Source organism: Halopiger thermotolerans (genome assembly GCF_054654555.1).
In genome coordinates, this window is record NZ_BAAIEU010000004.1 from 581,025 (window position 1) to 598,440 (window position 17,416).

Below are 17,416 nucleotides of genomic sequence, written 5' to 3' on the forward strand. Positions count from 1 at the left end.
GGTTGCGGCTCCGTCGCGCCTACACGTGGTCTTCCGGCAGCAGGTCCTCGAAGTCCTGCGCGGCGAGCCACTCCGCGAGGTGGACGAGTTGGTCCGCGGCCGCCTCGAAGAGTTGTTCGCCCTTTTCGGCGGTCGCGTCCGTCTGGTCGCCGAGGACGCCGTTGTCCGTGTTATCGGCGGCATCGTAGAACGTTCGCGAGCCGTGTTTGACCGTCTCGGCGGCGTCGACGCTCGGCACACCGCCGTCTCGGGCGTCCTCCAGACGATCCTCGTGGACCAGCTCCGAGTCGAGGTACTGGATCATGGCCGTCTCCTTCGGCCCGCCGTGCGGACCGTTCTGCTCGAACAGGTCGTCGACGAGCTCCGGAATGCTCTCGTCCCACATCCACTCGATTCCGTACGCGACCTCGTCTCGGCGGAGCCGGCCGCCGACCTCGCGAAGGTGCGGGACGTTTCCGCCGTGCGCGTTCACGTAGATGACGCGGTCGATCCCGTGCTCGGTCAGGTTCCGGGTGAGCGATTCCACGTAGTTCCGGAACGCCGGCGGCTCGACCCACATCGTGCCGTGGAATTGCCGGTGGTGACCGCTGACGCCGATATTGATGGTGGGCGTACAGAGATAGCCCGTCCTGTCGGCGGCTTCTCGAGCGAAGGCTTCGGCGATGAGATGGTCCGTCGCCTCGGGCAGGTGTGGACCGTGCTGTTCTGTCGAGCCGACTGGAATCAGGGCCAACGATTCGGTCTCAAAATAGTCTTCGAGGTCCGGCCATGCGACGTCTCCGAGGTACATCGTACTAGGCACTCACGACCGGACGGCCAATACGTTGACCGGTAGATTTCGCTCTCGATTCGACGGCGGTCTGGAGCGGGTTCAGTCGCGACCGTACTCGGCCCGAGCCGTCGGCGAGGTCGGCTAACTTCTCGAGACTCCGTCCTACGGCCCCGCGGCGACCCCACGGAGACCGCGACGGGCGTGCGCATCGCCGCAGAACTCGTCCGCGAGGACCGCCTCGAGGACGCCCGCGCCGGCGCGTCGACCTCGATTACGACGCCGAGCGATTCTCGAAGGCCGCGATCGACCGGCTCGCGGCGCTGCTCGAGCGGCTCGACGCGCAGTCCCTCGAGGACCCGCTGCTGGACCTCCACGTGGAGCCGCGTCCGGACGGCAACGGATAGCTCGCGGTCGTCGACCGCCGATCCCGGGCGGGAACGCTAATCCGGGATTACTCTCGTCGGCTGCAGTCGACGGCTCTCGCGGTTCGCACCGCGACCGCGAGCCGTTTGCGCGCGTCCCCGCTGCGCTCGTCGCTCGACGGGCGGTCGCCGGACGCGGCCACGGAACGGCGAAAGGCGAACAGGGCGCCGATTCAACGGCTGTACGTATCGATCTCTGTATAGCGACTCGAGAGGGAGCCTCGCCGCGTCGACCCGGCGGTCGCTCGGCCTCGATGCGGTGCCGAGCGACCGCTCCGTCGGCGGAGTCATGAATGAAACTCGGTACCTCCGGTCCGCGCCGCGTCTCACAATCCGGACGTGGCGTCGCTGCGGCTCGCCGATGATTTCTGAAACGGAGACCAAGACGCGGTTATCGCCCGACGGGAGAGACCTCATCGCGCCGCCGCCGCCGAGTCTTCTCGACCGCCGTCTCGAGAACGGCATCGACACTTCACGGTTCGCTCGAGGCGCAAGTCGGGGTAACGGACACTTCAATCGACGCCCGCTCGACGCCCGCTATCTATTGATTTCACGACATTTAGATAGGCACTCAATTACGAAACGCCCTGGGCGACGAGGGGGAGTTGCATGGTACAGCCACAACCCGCCCAACAGGTACAGGTCCCCGACTGGCTGCAGGAACCGATCGCGGAACTCGTCACGTTCCTGCCGCGTCTGGTCGGCGCGCTAGTGATCCTCCTTATCGGCTGGATCGTCGGCCGACTCGCCGGTCGCGCCGTCCGCAAGATCGCCAACGGGATCGAACTCGACCGCATGGTCCTCGAGACGCCGCTCGGTCGCATCATGGGCGGCACGGAGCAAGCGGTCTCCAGCGCGTTCGGAAAGCTCGCGAAGTGGTTCGTCTACGGGCTCGCGATCCTCGCGGCCGCAAACGCGCTCGCGATCGAGCTGCTATCGCAGTGGGTTTCGACGGCCGTCTCGTACTTCCCGGCGTTCATCGCCGGACTGCTCGTCATCGTTATCGGCTTCGTCGTCGCCGACTTCATCGGTGACGTCATCGAGCGAACGCGGGCCGCGACCGAGAGCGCCTACGCGAGCTGGTTCGCCACCGGCGCTCGGATGTTCCTCTACTTCACCGCGATCGTCATCGGGCTCGACACGATGGGGATCGATGTCGGCGTCCTCTACGTCTTCGCGCGAGCGCTCGCGTGGGGACTCGCCGCGGCGGTCGCCATTGGTGCCGGCGTCGCGTTCGGCTGGGGCGGCAAGGACTACGTCGCCGAGAACATCGACGGCTGGATGGGACGGACGAAGTCCGTCACGCCGGACGAGAACACGGGCGGTCAGTCGGGCGGTCGAGACCGCTCGGGCAGTCAGTCCTCCCGCACCGATCGCGAAACCGGGGCCGGTCCCGGACCGAGCGACGACGACTGAGCGAAGCGACGACCTCCCCCGGTCACTCCGCGGTCGCTCGGACCGTCGGCGCGTCCGCCGACCTCTCTTGCGGAAACAGAGGTTTGACCGGGACGACGACGTACGATTTGACGAGTTCGCCGTCGATCGACCGCCATTTTTCGAGACGCGTCACTGAGTGCGTCTCCGCGTAACACGACTCGAGGCGCTCGAGCGCCTCCTCGAACGCGTCGCGGTCGAACTGCGCGTCGGGGACGGGATCGCTGACCGCCGCGACGCCCTGAACCCGCGCGTAGACGTCCACGCGACCTTCGAAGGCGTACTCCAGCCGTTCGATGCAGTCGTGAACCTCGCCGAACGAGGCGTCGTCCGAGGTCGGCAGCGAGACGTACGCCCGGTAGCCGTCGGGGTGGCCGCGCACGCGCCGCTTCCAGAGTCGCTTTAATAATCGCACGACGGTCCCCCCGGCGCGTGCCGTCGACGGGTCGTTACTGGACGGATCTTCGTCGGCGACCGATTCGGCTGCGCGTTCTCGGGCCTGAGCCTGGGCCTCATTCGTTCTCACCTTCGTCTGGTCGGCGGCGGTAATACGTTCTTTGTTGTCGTCGTCGGTCGACCGGCGGGCCGCGATCTGGCTCTCGAGCGCGATCGATTCGCGAGTGTTTTGGTCAACGGCGCGCTACCGCGGGACAGCTATGACTCGATCGCCCGCCGTTCCCGCCCCGCTGTCGCTCGTCGCTTCCGTCGGCGTCGCCGCCGTCGGCGTCGGCGTTAATACCGGATTGACTGCGCCGTACCGGCTGCTCCCGGCCCTGCTGTTGCTGGCCCTCGGCGTCGCGGGCGTTACCGACGCCGCGCGCAACTATGGCGTCGACCGACTCCGCGTCGCGGCGAAACGCTGGTGGACGGTCGCGTTCGTCGCCTTCCTCCCGTACGCGCTGGCGACGGCCCCCGAGAGCGACGCGGCGGCGGCCGTCGGCGACGCCTTCGCCGGGCCGATCGTCGGCCTCGCGCTCGAGTCGCTCGTCGGCGCGCTGGTCTGCTGTGCGATCGCGCTTACGGTCCTGTACGGGTTCGCGCGGTACGGCGTCCACCCCGGCCGCCCGTCGCCCGAGGAGCGGATTCTCTCCGACGGCAACGAGTAGCGCCGGACGCGCTCGGGTGCAAATCGAGACGAACGGCTGCCCCGGCCGAACCGGTCACCGACGGCCCGTCCTCGCCGCTGGACTTATGCGTCCGACTGGCCTCCGATAAATAATGAACGACCGGGCACCGTCGACCGAAACGGCGTTCTGGGCGGCCGGGGACGAGCGACGGGGCAGTCAGTACTACCGGGCGCTCGTCGACGCCGTCGAGGGCGGCGTCTTCCAGTTGAACGCCGCGAACCGGCTGGTCGCGATCGACGACGCGCTCCTCGAGTTGACCGGTCACGATCGAGAGGCAGTCCTCGACGAACCGGTCTCCGCGCTCCTCGAGACGGACGACGTCCCGCGCTTCGAGCGGCGCGTGCGGGCGCAGGTCGACGAGCACGCGACAGCGGGTCGGAACGTCGCCGCTGAGCGGAATCGGAACAGCGGCACGAGTACCGACACCGGAACTGACGCGGACGATGGGGCAGTCACGACGCTCGAGCTCGATCTCCGGACCGTCGACGGCGCGACCGTCCCCTGCGAGGTTCGACTCAACGTGTTCTGGATCGACGAGGCGGAAGCGGATTCTGGTTCCGAGAACGAGCGGTACGACGGAGGTGCGAACGGGAGCCAGACCAGAAACGGAAACGAAACTGGAAGCGGGACCGAGAACAGGAATCCCCGACGCGCGGTCATCGGAATCGTCCGCCAACGGGACGATTCGGACGAACGCACCGACGACAAACCCGACGGCACTGACAGCGTCGAATACCGATACGGCAGCACACAGGAGCACGAACCGACGACGTCCGACCAGGACGAACCGGGCTCGCTCGCACCCGTACTGGACGAGGCCGACGTCGGTATCTTCGTCCTTGACGACGACCGTCGAGTCGCGTGGGCCAACGAGACGATCGAGCGCTACTTCGGCCTCGAGCGGGCGGCGATCCTCGGTCGGGACAAACGCCGCGTGGTCGAGGAGTCGATCCAGCACCGGACGGCAGATCCGGCGGGGTTTCGGGACGCCGTCCTCGCGACCTACGACGACAGCACCGATCGCGAACGGTTCGAGTGTCGCGTGACCGCCGGCCAGAACCGCGTGGAACGCTGGCTCGAGCACCGCAGCCGACCGATCGAGTCCGGTCCGTACGCCGGCGGCCGGATCGAACTCTACTACGACGTGACCGATCGGCACCGCCGGGTCGACCAGTTGCGGCGACTGAACGCGGCCGTCCGCGACTGGCTCGACGCGGACTCCAACGAGGAAGCCGCCGAGCGGGCCTGCCGTACCCTGCGGGAGACGCTCGGCCTCGAGATCAACGGGATCTTCGCCTACGATTCCGAGCGGGACGCGCTTCGCCCGCTGCGACAGTCCGAACCGGCGGCGACCCTGTTCGAGGAGCCGCCGACGTTCGAGCGCGGGGAGGGCGTCGCCTGGCGCGTGTTCGAGTCCGGGGAGCCCGAACTGTTCGCCGACGTCACGTCGGATTCCGACGTCTACAACCGCGAGACGCCGATCCGGAGCGAACTCGTGCTCCCGGTCGGCGACTACGGCGTCATCGTCGCTGGCTCGCGGCGGCGGGACGCCTTCGACGAGGGCGACCTGTCGCTCGCCGAGATCGCCGCGTCGAGCCTCGAGGCGGCGTTCGACCGCATCGAAACCGAGCGCCGACTGCAGCGGCGCAAACAGGACCTCGAGACCGAGTTGAGCGAGATCCTCGGTCGCGTGTCCGACGGCTTCTACGCGCTCGACGAGGAGTGGCGGTTCACGCACGTCAACGAGCGCGCCGAGGAACTGCTCGGCTACTCGCGGGAGGAACTCGTCGGCGAGGTCGTCTGGGACGTCTTCCCCGGCGGCACCCGTTCGGACCTCATCGACCGGTACCGCGAGGCGATGGAAACCCAGGAATCGATCTCGTGGGAGCGCTACTCCGGATCGCTCGACATCTGGATGGAGATCCAGATCTACCCCTCCGAGACGGGACTTTCGGTATATTTCCGCGATATCACCGAACGCCGGGAGCGCCGGCGCAAGCTCGAGGAGCGCGAGCAACGCTACCGGACGCTGGCTGAGAACTTCCCGAACGGCGTCGTCACGCTGTACGACGAGGACCTGCGGTACACGCTAGCCGACGGGAAGGCGTTCGACGACATCTCGCAGTCGGCCGCCGACCTCGAGGGGCGCCGGCCGACCGACGTCTTCCCGACGCCGGTCGGCGCGGAACTCGAGGAGATGTTCGAGCGGAGTTTCGGTACTTCCCGACTGGTGTGAGAGCTGGAGCTAAAGCGTTGGTCTCATGAGGAAGATGTCTGGTTGAGTGAATGTGTTCAGTATCCCTCAGCCAGACGGTGTTCTTTCGGATTCGGACGTGAAAGATTTAGCGGAAGACGTCATCTGCCAGCTCCCCTTGCCAGGGATCGAGGGCTCGCCCCTCGATCCCGGCGATATCTGGGCTGTTGTCATTCTTGCAGCAGTCAATCAGACGTCCATCTGGGAGACGTGCAAGGACAACGACAACGCTGTCTGTGACGATACTGTCATGGACTGGCTACATACGCTCAACCGGGAGTGGCTTGAGCGGGTTGCTAACCGCCTTCTCAGAGAGTTAGCGATGACGATCCTCGACCCTGATCGGTCGAGGATCGTCTCCATTGACTTCGTCGATAACCCCTACCACGGAACGTACGCCGATGAAGAAGGTGAACTCTGTCGCATGCACGCGAAAGACGGAACAACGACGTGCCACCGGTACTGCACGGCGTATCTCGTCTCGAACGGAAAGCCAGTGACGTTGGCGATGACGTACGTCCGTAGTGATGAGAAAGAGGCCGACGCGGTCGAGCGCGTCCTCGACCGCGTCGAGGCCTATCCCTTCGAGATAGAGCTTCTGTTGGCTGATCGCGGCTTCTACAACGAACGTATTCTGCGCCGCTCACGGGAGGTTGCTGCGACTGTCGTTCCCGTCCAAAAGAAGGGCAAGCGCATGAGGAAGAAGCTGGATACGCACTGCTCGTACATGACAACCTATCGGATGTACAAAGGCCGCGAGCGGGAACTGGAATTCCCGCTCGCGGTCGCTGTGTCATATCACGCCGGAGATCGCGGGAAAAGTGGCGAGGTCGTGCGAGGCTATGTGGCGTGCGATCTGGCCGATCGCACGCCGAAACAAGTCGAACGGCTCTATCGGAAACGGTCAGCGATCGAAACGAGCTACCGTGTATTTCGCCAAGCACGAGTGGTAACGACGACACAAGACCCAATCATCCGCTTCGCGTTCGTCCTGGTTGGATTCCTGTTGGAGAACCTCTGGCTTGTGCTTCGATGGGCGGTCGTCGCCCGCCCCCAGCGGGGCGGGCGCGACCTGCCCGAGGAATTCACGTTCAAGACGTTCTCTGACTGGATCAGACATGCATTAGAGGAAGAGCTAGAGCGGAGTTGGGAGATCGAGATGAACGGAACAGGTGTGCCAGAAGCATACGCGCCGGCCGCGGGCTGAGGTCAGCCCGCGGCCTTGGGCAAGCTCCGGGTGAGCAACAGCATTCGCCTAGAACAGCGTATCTCAGCCTTCTTACTTCACTTCTCCTCATGCGTGGATTCTACTTCCTGTTCACTCAGTTACCACACCGGCATTCACTCCGTTCGTCCATGACTCAGCACAGTTCACGAAGCGACGTTCGGGAAGTACCGAGTTTCGAGGGTGAGGGGCTCGTTCGGAAGCTCGAGTACGAGGGACAGGTCTGGCGCGTTCACGCGGCGCCGATCACGGACGCGGACGGCGACGTCCTCTCCGGGATGGCGATCGCCCAGGACGTCACCGAGCGCAAGCTGTACGAGCGCCGGCTCGAGGAGTCCAACGAGCGCTTAGAGCAGTTCGCCTACGCCGCCTCCCACGACCTGCAGGAACCGCTGCGGATGGTCTCGAGTTACCTGCAACTGCTCGAGGGGCGGTACGCCGACGAGTTAGACGAGGACGGCGAGGAGTTCCTCGCGTACGCCGTCGACGGCGCCGAGCGCATGCGCGACATGATCGACGGCTTGCTCGAGTACTCCCGGATCGAAACGCAGGGCGAACCGCTCGAGCCGGTCGACCTGAACGAGGTGCTCGCGGACGTGCGCCAGGATCTTCGGCTCCGGATCGAGGAGAGCGACGCCGAAATCGTCGCGGAGTCGCTGCCCCGGGTTCGCGGCGACGCCGGTCAGTTGCGCCAGGTGTTCCAGAACCTGCTCGACAACGCGATCCAGTACGCGGGCGAGGAACCGCCGACGATCGAGATTTCGGCGACTCGAGAGGGACGGATGTGGACGATCTCGGTCGCGGACGACGGGATCGGCATCGACCCGGAGCAGACGGATCGGGTCTTCGAGGTGTTCCAGCGGCTCCACAGCCGCGAGGAGCGCGCCGGAACGGGGATCGGCCTGACGCTGTGCAAGCGCATCGTCGAGCGCCACGACGGCGAGATCCGGATCGACTCGACGCCCGGCGAGGGGACGACGGTGTCGGTGACGCTCCCCGCTGCGGCCGGAGCGGGACGGGGCGAGAGCGAGTAAATAGACCGGTTCGGCGGTTCCGAGCGACGGCCGGGAAAGATTCGCCGGCTGCGACCGACACCACCAACAGCTATATATTCGATCGCCCATACGTGCCAGCAAGGCAGTGTCCGACGTGATCCACGCGTACGCCCGTTCGGATCGGCTCCTGCTCGCCGCCTCGTTCGCCTGTTTCGCCGTCGCCGGCCTCGCGACCGCGGCCGTCGACGCGACGGGCGCGACCGTCGGGGCGACCGCGCTCGCGGTCGTCGCCGTCTACGGCCTCGCACAGTACGCGAACCGGGTACGCCGACGGACGCTCGCGCACCTGTCGGTCGCCCTCTGGGTCGCCTTCCTTGCGATCGCGGCCCTGCACGCGGTCGGCCTCGAGACGGTCGGTGCGGCCGTCCCGGGGCCGAACGGGAGCGTCGTCCAGTCGCTGACCGCCGTCACGTGGGCGACCTTCCTGACCGCCAGCACGGCGACCGCGTTCCTCGGCTTCCGGGAGTACGGCGCCTCGCAGACCCACGCCCCCGACGACTACCTCGAGGGCGACACCTCCGATTACTCGACGCGGTAGCTCACCGCGATTCCCTCTCCTAACGGCAGCACGATCGTCTCGAACGCCGGATCCGAGCGGACCCGCTCGAGGTAGTCGACGATGCCCCGCGTCGATTCGTCCAGTTCGTCTTTGTCGACGTCTTCGTCGCCCTCATCCTCGAGCGCAGCCAGCAGATCGTCGAAGACGATCGGGCCCGCGGTGATCGCGTTGTCCGCGACGACGACGCCGCCGACGGGGACCTTCTCGCGGACCGCCTCGAACGCGTCCCGATAGCGGTGTTTCTGGTGGTCGATCAGCACGGTCTCGAAGGGGCCGTCGTAGCGCTCGATCGTCTCGAGGGCGTCGCCGAGTTCGTACCGCGCGCGGTCGTCGTAGCCGCCCCGGGAGAGGTAGTCGCGGGCCAGCTCGAGTTCGTCCTCGTCGACCTCGGTGAGGACGATCTCGCCGTCGTCCGGCAGGGCCTCGGCGAACCAGTAGGCGGAGTAGCCGTAGCCGGAGCCGAACTCGAAGATGCGCTCGGCGTCGCTCGCGCGGGCGACGAACCGGAGGAACGCGCCGACTTCGGGCCCGACGTGGGGGAATCCCTGCGACCGGGCGTACTCGTCCATCTCGGCGAGCGTCTCGTCGGGGTCCGGTCCAGCGGCGCGAACGAAGCGTTCGATCTCGTCGCTGAGTACGTCGACCATACGAGATGCTTCGGCGGATTCCACAAATAGTACCCGGTGATACTCCCTCCCACACCAGCGGAAGGTAGAAGGGGCGACGGCGACACCTCGACGGCATGAATATTCTCGAATCGTTCGATATCGAGGCGGCGGTCGCCGGACGCGTCGAACGACCCGATACCGACATCGCCGCTCGGCTCTCCCGGTACCCGCTCGAGTGCATCGAAACGGAGTACCCTCACCACGTCGGCTCGATCGACGATCCGGACGCCGTTCCGCGACCGGCGGAACGACACCCGGTGTTTTACGGCTGCTTCGACTGGCACTCGGCGGTCCACAGCCACTGGTGTCTGGTTCGCCAGCGACGGCTGTTCGACGATCATCCCGCGGCCGATCGGATTCGAGCGGTCCTCGAGCGTCGGGTTACGGCCGAGAACGTGGCCGGAGAGGTCGACCACTTCGAGCGAAATCCGTCCTTCGAGAAGCCGTACGGGTGGGGGTGGTTCCTCCGGCTCGCGGTGGAGTTACACCTGTGGGCCGACGAGCGCGCCGACCGGTGGCGAGAGATCTTGCGGCCGCTGGAGGACCGAATCGTCGCGCTCGTCGAGGACGAGTTCCTCCCGCAGGATCGCCCATTCCGCGTCGGGACGCACCACAACTCCGCGTTCGCGCTGCAGTGCGTCCTCGACTACGCGCGAGCGGTCGGCGACGACTCGCTCGAGGCCGGCGCGACGGCGACCGCGCGGCGGTTCTACGCGGACGACCAGGACTACCCCGTCGAGTACGAGCCGCTGGGGTGGGACTTCCTCTCACCGGCGCTGACCGAAGCGAACCTGCTTCGGCGCGTCCTCGATCGGGAGGCGTTCGTCGAGTGGTTCGAGGCGTTCTTCCCGGAGACGGCGCCGCCCAACTCGATCCTCGAGCCCGTCGACGTGGACCCGTCGTCGGCCGACGGCGTCGAACTGCACTTGGTCGGATTGAATCTCTCGAGAGCATGGTGTCTGGCCGACCTCGCGTCGGCACTCGAGGGGCGAACCGACCGGTACGCCGCGGCGTTCGAACGCGGCGCCCGAAGACACGCAGAGAGCGGCCTCGAGCACGCGTTCACTGACGACTACGCCGGGGCTCACTGGCTCTCGTCGTTCGTGCTCTATCTGCTCACCAGACGCGAGGACGGGATCTACCCGCGGTGATTCGGACGGCCCTGGAACGGGGCCGTCCGGCGCCGCTCGAGGGGACGATTTTTGACGCTCGCGACCGTCAGTCCGACCGACATGTCCGCCGACAACTCGAGCCAGAACCCGCTCGCCGAGTTCGTCGACAACCTGGTGTACGAGCCGGTACAGGTCCACGAGCACGGCGTCGACCTGACCGCCGGCGCCGTCTACGAGGTCGCCGCGCCGGGTCGGATCGACTTCGGCGGCGACGAACTCGAGGACGCCGACCTCGAGCCCGTCGACACCGAGCTCCGCGAACCCGACGACGAGTACGGCTGGTGGCGCCTCGAGGGCGGCCAGTACGTGGTCCAGCTCAACGAGTTCCTGACGGATCCGGAAGTCCCGCTGTTGCTCCAGCCGCGCAACGAGCTGCTCGCTCGCGGGGGTTCCCACCCGTCGGTGCGGGTGGACTCGCACCTGCCGCTGCTCCCGCTGTCGGTCGCCGACGGCGGCCTCGAGTTGAAGGAGAACGCGCGGATCTCGACGCTGGTGCCGCTCGCGCCCGTCGGCGACGGCGGCTCCGGCGCGAACGTCGCGGACGCGGCGGACCGCGTCGAGTGAGCGTGCTGCGACCGCCGCAATCCCCCGGCTCCGCTCGACGGGCGAGATAGCCGTCGGCGCCGCGTAATCGGCGTCCCGAACCTGTATCGCACGCGAATATTACTCGAGAGCGAGTACAATATATGTAGTTAAGTAGGCCGGTGAGTTGTCCCTAGGTACACAGCATGGTCTACTACGCGGGCGTCGACCTCGGGGCGACGAACGTGCGGGCGGCCGTCGCCGAGGGCGACGGGACGACGATCGGCGTCAGCCGGAACGCCACGCCGCGCGGCCCGACGGGCATCGACGTGACGGAGGGAGTCCTCCGGACGCTGCGGGAAGCCTGCACCGACGCCGGGATCGACCCGGACGAGATCGTCTCGGCGGGGATCGGGTCGATCGGCCCCTTCGACCTCGCGGAGGGGGCGGTGATCGATCCGGCCAACCTGCCCGACTCGATCGATCGCATCCCCCTGACCGGCCCCATCGAGAAGCTGATCGACAGCGACGAGGTCTACCTCCACAACGACACCGCCGCGGGCGTCATCGGCGAGCGGTTCCACGCCGATCGCAACCCCGACGACATGGTCTACATCACCATCTCCTCGGGGATCGGCGCCGGCGTCTGCTGCGACGGCGACATCCTGGCCGGCTGGGACGGCAACGCCGGCGAGGTCGGCCACTGCATCGTCGACCCGCGTGGCCGCCTCACCTGCGGCTGCGGCCACGACGGCCACTGGGAGGCGTACTGCTCCGGGAACGGCATCCCGGACTACGTCCGCCTCTTAGCGGAGGACGATCCGACGATCGCCACCGACCTGCCGCTCGACGACCCCGATTTCACCGCGAAGGACGTGTTCGAACTGGCCGGCGAGGACGAACTGGCCGACTACGCGATCGAGCAACTGGCCCACTGGAACGCGATGGGCGTGGCCAACGTCGTCCACTCGTTCGCCCCGATCGTCGTCTCCTTCGGCGGCGCCGTCGCCCTCAACAACGAGGAGCTCGTCGTCGAGCCGATCCGCGAGCGCGTCTCGGAGATGGTGATGAGCAACGTCCCCGAGATCCGGGTCACCGACCTCGGCGACGACGTCGTCCTCGAGGGCGCCCTCGCGAGCGCGATGACCGAGGGAACCGGCGATCGGCGGCGATTCCAGGGCTGATCGCGGCGGTTCGGTGCGCGACGGCTCCGTGACGGCCGCTCGACGGCCGACCGGTAACCGACGTTATTTGTCGCCCCGCATCCAACGGCGAGTATGCGACGGCGCGCCCTCCTTCGAGCGTCCGGCGCGGGACTCGGAACGATCGCGGCGAGTTTCCCCGCATCCGCCCCCGCGGCCGCGACTCGAGGTCGAACTCGAGTCCCACGCCTGCAAGACGCCTACGAGCCGCTCGCGCGGCTCCCGATCGACAACGCCGCCGAGGCGGTCGTCGGCGACGACGGCGAGACGGCCTACGTCGCCGCGACGACCGGCTTCGTCACCGTCGACGTGAGCGACCCCGCCGAGCCGGCGGTACTCGCGGAAGAACGGCGGCTCTCCTTCGACGAGGCCAGAGCGAACGAGCTCCTCGATATCAAAGTCGACGGCGACCGCATGGTCATCGCAGGCCCGGCGAACCCGTCCGCGGACGCGTTCTTCCACGGCTTCGCCGTCTACGACGTGAGCGACCCCGCCTCTCCCGAACTGCTCGAGGCCTACGAGACCGGCGAACACATCCACAACTGCTACCTCGAGGGTGACCTGTGCTACGTCTGCGGAAACGGTCGCGACGCGAATCCGCTCGTCATCTACGACGTCGCCGACGGCGTCGAGGAGGTCGGCCGGTGGTCCCTGCTCGAGCGCGAACCCGGCTGGGAGGAGGTGTACTGGGTCGCCCGGTACCTCCACGACGTCTACGTGCAGGACGGGATCGCCTACCTCTCCCACTGGGACGCCGGCACCTACCTCATCGACGTGAGCGATCCCGCCGAGCCCGAATACCTCTCGCGGGTGCAACAGGAGAGCCTCGCGGAACAACGCAAGCGCGAGGCCGAAAGCGGGAGCAACGGGCAGGTTGGCCTGCCGGGGAACGACCACTACGCCGCGGTCGACGAGACCGGCGACCTGCTGGCGGTCGGCCGCGAGGCGTGGGCGACGGGAAGCGGCGACCCCGACCGGCCGGGCGGCATCGACCTCTACGACGTGAGCGATCCCGCCGAACCGATCCATCGGGCGTCGATCGAGGCGCCGCGGGCCGTCAACGAGCGCTACAACGGCGGGCTCTGGACGACCGCGCACAACTTCGAACTCCGGAACGGGCGGCTCTACTCGGCGTGGTACCAGGGCGGCGTGAAGATTCACGACGTGAGCGACCCCGCCGACCCCGAGGAGCTCGCGTCGTGGCGCGACCCCGCCGAGGCCGGGTTCTGGACCGCGCAGGTCATCGAGCCCGGGGAGACGTTCGTCGCGACGAGCACCCCGCTGATCCCGAACTCGCCGACGACGGGCGCGCTCTACACGTTCCCGATCGAGGCCGGCCAGCAGGCCGATCCGCCCTCGCTGACCGATCCCGAGGACCTCGAGTTCGACGTGGCACCGCCGACGGACGGCAACGAGACGAACGAAACGGGGACCGACGGGCCGACCGGCCCGACCGATTCGGGCGTCAACGAAACACCGACCGACGAGACCGGCAATTCCAGCGCGAACAACAGTACTGCGAGCGATGGCGACGACCCGATTCCCGGATTCACCGCCGGCCTCGGGCTCGCCGGCGGTGCGGGGGCGGTCGCGCTCGAGTGGCTGCGTCGCCGAAGCGACGACCGGCGGTGAAGTGCGGTAGCGCGGCGTCGGACGGCCGACCGACTGCGACCGACGCTTACTCGTACTCCCGCCCGCGGGTGACGACGTGCTCGGCGGGGATCCGAACGATGACCCGCGGCTCGTCCTCCTCGTCGTGGTGGGGATACTCCTCGACGTCGAGGTACTGGCGCGCCAGTTCGTCGATGTGCTCGTCGGCGCCCTCCTCGGTCAGCGTCGCGTTGCCGCGAACGGAGACGTAGCGGTAGGGATCGTCGGGATCGACGACCGAAATCGAGACCCGCGAGTCCGATCGAATGTTGCGCTCCTTGGTGCGGCCCCGCAGCGTGTTGACGAGCACGGCCTCCCCCTCGTCGTGGTCGACCCAGACCGGGCTGCTGTGGGGGTGGCCGTCCGATCCGATCGTCGCGACGTGGCCGAACGATTCCTTCTCGAGGACGTCGCGGTACGATTCGGGAATCCGTCCGCTGTGGGTTTCGAAGGCTCCCATCGTCGGTGCGGAATCGCGGGATCGGGTTCGGTCTTTCGTCTTTCGGTGTGGTCGATCGCGTCAAGGGTCGCCGGCTCCGGGGCCGGCGCACCCTCGAGCGGCCGAACAATGATATAGCGGGCGCGCCCAGTGGGAGACAACGGAACGGACCCCACGCCAATGACGAGTCACTACGATCACGCGCAGGTGCAGGAGTTCTGGCAGTACGTCTGGGAGCGCGACGACGTCTACAAACTCGACGAGGACGCCGCGGATCCGACCTACGTCCTCGGGATGTTCCCCTACACGTCGGGGACGCTCCACATGGGCCACGTCCGCAACTACGCGATCACGGACGCCTACGCCCGCTACCGACGAATGCAGGGCGACGACGTCCTCCACCCGATGGGGTGGGACGCGTTCGGCCTCCCCGCAGAGAACGCCGCCTACGAGCGGGCCAGCGATCCCCGGTCCTGGACAGAGGCCTGCATCCGGCGGATGCGCGAGGAACTCGAGACGATGGGCTTCGGCTACGACTGGTCGCGGGAGATCACCACCTGCGAACCGGAGTACTACCGGTGGAACCAGTGGCTCTTCAAGCGGTTCTACGAGGAGGGGCTGGTCGAGTACGAGGCGGCCTCCGTGAACTGGTGTCCGGACTGCGAGACGGTGCTGGCGGACGCACAGGTCGCCGAGCGCGGCGGGGACGGCGAAGACGGCGAACGCGTCTGCTGGCGCTGCGAGACCCCCGTCGGTCGCCGCGAACTCGACCAGTGGTTCTTCACGATCACCGACTACGCCGACGAACTGTACGAGGGGCTCGAGGACCTCGAGGGCTGGCCCGACGGGGTCCGCGAGATCCAGCGCAACTGGATCGGCCGGCAGGAGGGGGTTCGAATCACGTTCGACGTCCGGCGCGGAGAGACGACCGACGCCGTCGACGTGTTCAGCACCCGCCCCGACACCGTCTACGGCGCGACCTACCTCGCCGTCTCGCCGGGCCACGAACTGGCCCGCGACCTCGCCGACGCGGACGAGGCAGTCGCCGAGTACGTCGAGCGCGTCCGCGAGCGGGATCCCGACGAGGTCGGCTTCTCGGGGGTCGAAACCGATGCGACCGCCGTTCACCCGCTGACCGGCGAGGAACTGCCCGTGTACGTCGCCGGCTACGTCTTAGAGGACGTCGGCACCGGCGCCGTGATGGGCGTCCCCGCGCACAACGAGCGCGACCACGCGTTCGCCCGCGAGCACGACCTGCCGATCGACGGCGTGATCGCGCCGACCGACGCCGCGCGCGAGGTCGACCTCCAGAGCGAGCCCTACACGGGCGAGGGCATCCTCGAGGACAGCGGCGATTACACGGGACTCGAGAGCGAGACGGCTCGCGAGCGACTCGTGGCCGACCACGACGTCCTCGAGGAAGACGTCACCTACCGCCTGCGCGACTGGCTGATCTCCCGGCAGCGCTACTGGGGGACGCCGATTCCGGTCGTCCACTGCGACGACTGCGGCCCAGTGCTCGTGCCCGACGAGGACCTGCCCGTCGAACTGCCGGAGTTCGTCCGGACGACGGGGAACCCGCTCGAGGAGCACGACTCGTTCCGCGAGACGGAGTGTCCCAAGTGTGGCGGGCCCGCCCGCCGCGAGACGGACACGATGGACACCTTCGTCGACTCCTCGTGGTACTACCTGCGGTTCCTCTCGCCCGACTACGACGACGGGCCCTTCGACACAGAGCGGGCCGAGGAGTGGATGCCGATCGACGTCTACGTCGGAGGCGACGAGCACGCCGTGCTCCACCTGCTGTACATTCGGTTTTTCGCCCGGGCGCTGACCGATCTGGGCCTGCTGGACTGCCGGGAACCCGTCGAGGAACTCGTCAGTCAGGGGACGGTGCTGTACGACGGCGAGAAGATGTCGGCCTCGAAGGGCAACGCCGTCGCACCCCAGGAGTACGGCGCCGAAACCACGCGGCTGTTCGTCCTCTCGGCGGCCCACCCTGAACAGGACTTCGAGTGGACCGCGAACAACGTCCGCGGGGCCTACGACCTCCAGCAGGACCTCTACGCGATGGCGACCGCGTTCGTCGAGGAAGGTGACACCCGCCTCGAGCGCCGCGCCCACGACGAGTACGTCGCCAACGAGATCGACCGCACGATCGCGGCGACCACCGAGGAGTACGAGCGGTTCCGGTTCCACCGCGCTGCGACCGAGATCCGGGAGCTCGCCCGGCTGCTCCGGCGCTACCGGGAGTACGACCGGCCGCACGACGAGACCTACCGCCGCGGCCTGCTGACCTTGGCCGCGCTGATCGCACCGATGGCGCCCCACCTCGGCGAGGAGTGCTGGAACAAGCTCCGCGGCGAGGGGCTGGTCGTCGAGGCCGACTGGCCCGAACCCGAGCGCGAAGTCGAGGACTACCGCCGCGAGCGGCGGCTGGTCGAGCGCACCCTCGAGGACGTCCGGGACATCGTCGACGTCGCGGCGATCGACGAACCCGAGCGGATCGAACTGGTCGTCGCCCAGGAGTGGAAGTACCGCGCGGCCGAGCACCTCCGCGAACGGGAGGACGGCGACGTCGACGTCGAGACCGTCCTCGAGGCCGTCGACGCCGACGTCGACCGCGACGCGGTCGCGAGCTTCGTCGCCGAGCGGGCCGACCGGACGGGTCGGGGAACCGAACCGGCGCTCGAGGCCGACCGCGAGCGCGCCCTGCTCGAGCGCGCCGCGTGGCTCGTGACCGACGAGTTCGGCGCCGACGTGACGGTGCGACGGGCGACCGACGACGACGAGCTGGCGACGAAAGCACGTCCCGGGAAGCCGGCGATCCGCATCACTTGACGCCCGACGTTTTTGTCTCCGTTCTAGCACGATCGGCCGGCCGACGAGTTCCGAGGAGAACTCATAATTCGAAA

General features: G+C 67.5%; 14 protein-coding genes and 1 pseudogene. 11 read left to right on the forward strand and 4 right to left on the reverse strand.

The features are described 5' to 3' along the window. Positions 1–19: 19 nt before the first annotated feature. Complete coding sequence (locus ACYQ26_RS10535) at positions 20–790, reverse strand: creatininase family protein (RefSeq protein ID WP_459808847.1); 771 nt, start codon at positions 788–790, stop codon at positions 20–22. Positions 791–1,803: 1,013 nt separating this feature from the next. Between ACYQ26_RS10535 and ACYQ26_RS10540 the strand changes: the two genes are divergently transcribed. After that, on the forward strand, positions 1,804–2,610 hold the full coding sequence (locus ACYQ26_RS10540) for a mechanosensitive ion channel family protein (protein WP_459808848.1): 807 nt from the start codon (positions 1,804–1,806) through the stop codon (positions 2,608–2,610). A gap of 22 nt (positions 2,611–2,632) precedes the next feature. Here the strand turns inward: ACYQ26_RS10540 and ACYQ26_RS10545 are convergent, their stop codons facing one another. Then, a complete protein-coding gene (locus ACYQ26_RS10545) occupies positions 2,633–3,154 on the reverse strand; it encodes a hypothetical protein (RefSeq protein ID WP_459808849.1) in 522 nt (173 codons plus the stop codon). 130 nt (positions 3,155–3,284) lie between these two features. Here ACYQ26_RS10545 and ACYQ26_RS10550 point away from each other — a divergent pair, with 130 nt between their 5' ends. The 5 genes and pseudogenes from ACYQ26_RS10550 to ACYQ26_RS10570 all read left to right on the forward strand — a co-directional run bounded on the left by ACYQ26_RS10550 (position 3,285) and on the right by ACYQ26_RS10570 (position 8,827). Further along, complete coding sequence (locus ACYQ26_RS10550; protein ID WP_459808850.1) at positions 3,285–3,734, forward strand: DUF1467 domain-containing protein; 450 nt, start codon at positions 3,285–3,287, stop codon at positions 3,732–3,734. 112 nt (positions 3,735–3,846) lie between these two features. After that, a complete protein-coding gene (locus ACYQ26_RS10555) occupies positions 3,847–5,991 on the forward strand; it encodes a PAS domain-containing protein (protein ID WP_459808851.1) in 2,145 nt (714 codons plus the stop codon). Positions 5,992–6,043: 52 nt separating this feature from the next. Then, positions 6,044–7,216 carry an ISH3 family transposase gene (locus tag ACYQ26_RS10560; protein WP_459806279.1) on the forward strand — a complete coding sequence of 391 codons (1,173 nt, stop codon included), beginning with the start codon at positions 6,044–6,046 and terminating at the stop codon, positions 7,214–7,216. Positions 7,217–7,407: 191 nt separating this feature from the next. Continuing rightward, positions 7,408–8,268, forward strand: a pseudogene (locus ACYQ26_RS10565) (sensor histidine kinase); the annotation flags it as partial. A 106-nt stretch (positions 8,269–8,374) separates the two neighbouring features. Further along, a complete protein-coding gene (locus ACYQ26_RS10570) occupies positions 8,375–8,827 on the forward strand; it encodes a hypothetical protein (RefSeq protein WP_459808852.1) in 453 nt (150 codons plus the stop codon). Here the strand turns inward: ACYQ26_RS10570 and ACYQ26_RS10575 are convergent. After that, positions 8,812–9,495, reverse strand: coding sequence for an O-methyltransferase (locus ACYQ26_RS10575; RefSeq protein ID WP_459808853.1), 684 nt, complete (start codon positions 9,493–9,495; stop codon positions 8,812–8,814). The two genes, ACYQ26_RS10570 and ACYQ26_RS10575, sit on opposite strands and share 16 nt — an antisense overlap. A gap of 95 nt (positions 9,496–9,590) precedes the next feature. Between ACYQ26_RS10575 and ACYQ26_RS10580 the strand changes: the two genes are divergently transcribed. The 4 genes from ACYQ26_RS10580 to ACYQ26_RS10595 all read left to right on the forward strand — a co-directional run bounded on the left by ACYQ26_RS10580 (position 9,591) and on the right by ACYQ26_RS10595 (position 14,044). Beyond that, positions 9,591–10,667, forward strand: a complete 1,077-nt coding sequence (locus ACYQ26_RS10580) for a DUF2891 domain-containing protein (RefSeq protein ID WP_459808854.1) — start codon at positions 9,591–9,593, stop codon at positions 10,665–10,667. Between the two features lie 81 nt (positions 10,668–10,748). Beyond that, a complete protein-coding gene (locus ACYQ26_RS10585) occupies positions 10,749–11,252 on the forward strand; it encodes a dCTP deaminase/dUTPase family protein (RefSeq protein ID WP_459808855.1) in 504 nt (167 codons plus the stop codon). Positions 11,253–11,416: 164 nt separating this feature from the next. Beyond that, a complete protein-coding gene (locus tag ACYQ26_RS10590; protein ID WP_459808856.1) occupies positions 11,417–12,394 on the forward strand; it encodes an ROK family protein in 978 nt (325 codons plus the stop codon). 93 nt (positions 12,395–12,487) lie between these two features. Beyond that, the gene (locus ACYQ26_RS10595; RefSeq protein ID WP_459808857.1) at positions 12,488–14,044 is read left to right on the forward strand and encodes an LVIVD repeat-containing protein; all 1,557 of its coding nucleotides are present in this window, start codon (positions 12,488–12,490) and stop codon (positions 14,042–14,044) included. Between the two features lie 46 nt (positions 14,045–14,090). On the opposite strand, the gene ACYQ26_RS10600 is transcribed toward ACYQ26_RS10595, so the two are convergent. Further along, positions 14,091–14,522 (reverse strand): PPOX class F420-dependent oxidoreductase, encoded by a 432-nt coding sequence (locus ACYQ26_RS10600; protein ID WP_459808858.1) that lies wholly within the window; start codon positions 14,520–14,522, stop codon positions 14,091–14,093. Between the two features lie 159 nt (positions 14,523–14,681). Between ACYQ26_RS10600 and leuS the strand changes: the two genes are divergently transcribed. Further along, positions 14,682–17,342: a leucine--tRNA ligase gene (gene leuS, locus ACYQ26_RS10605; protein ID WP_459808859.1), complete on the forward strand. Its 2,661-nt coding sequence runs from the start codon at positions 14,682–14,684 to the stop codon at positions 17,340–17,342. Positions 17,343–17,416 lie beyond the last annotated feature (74 nt).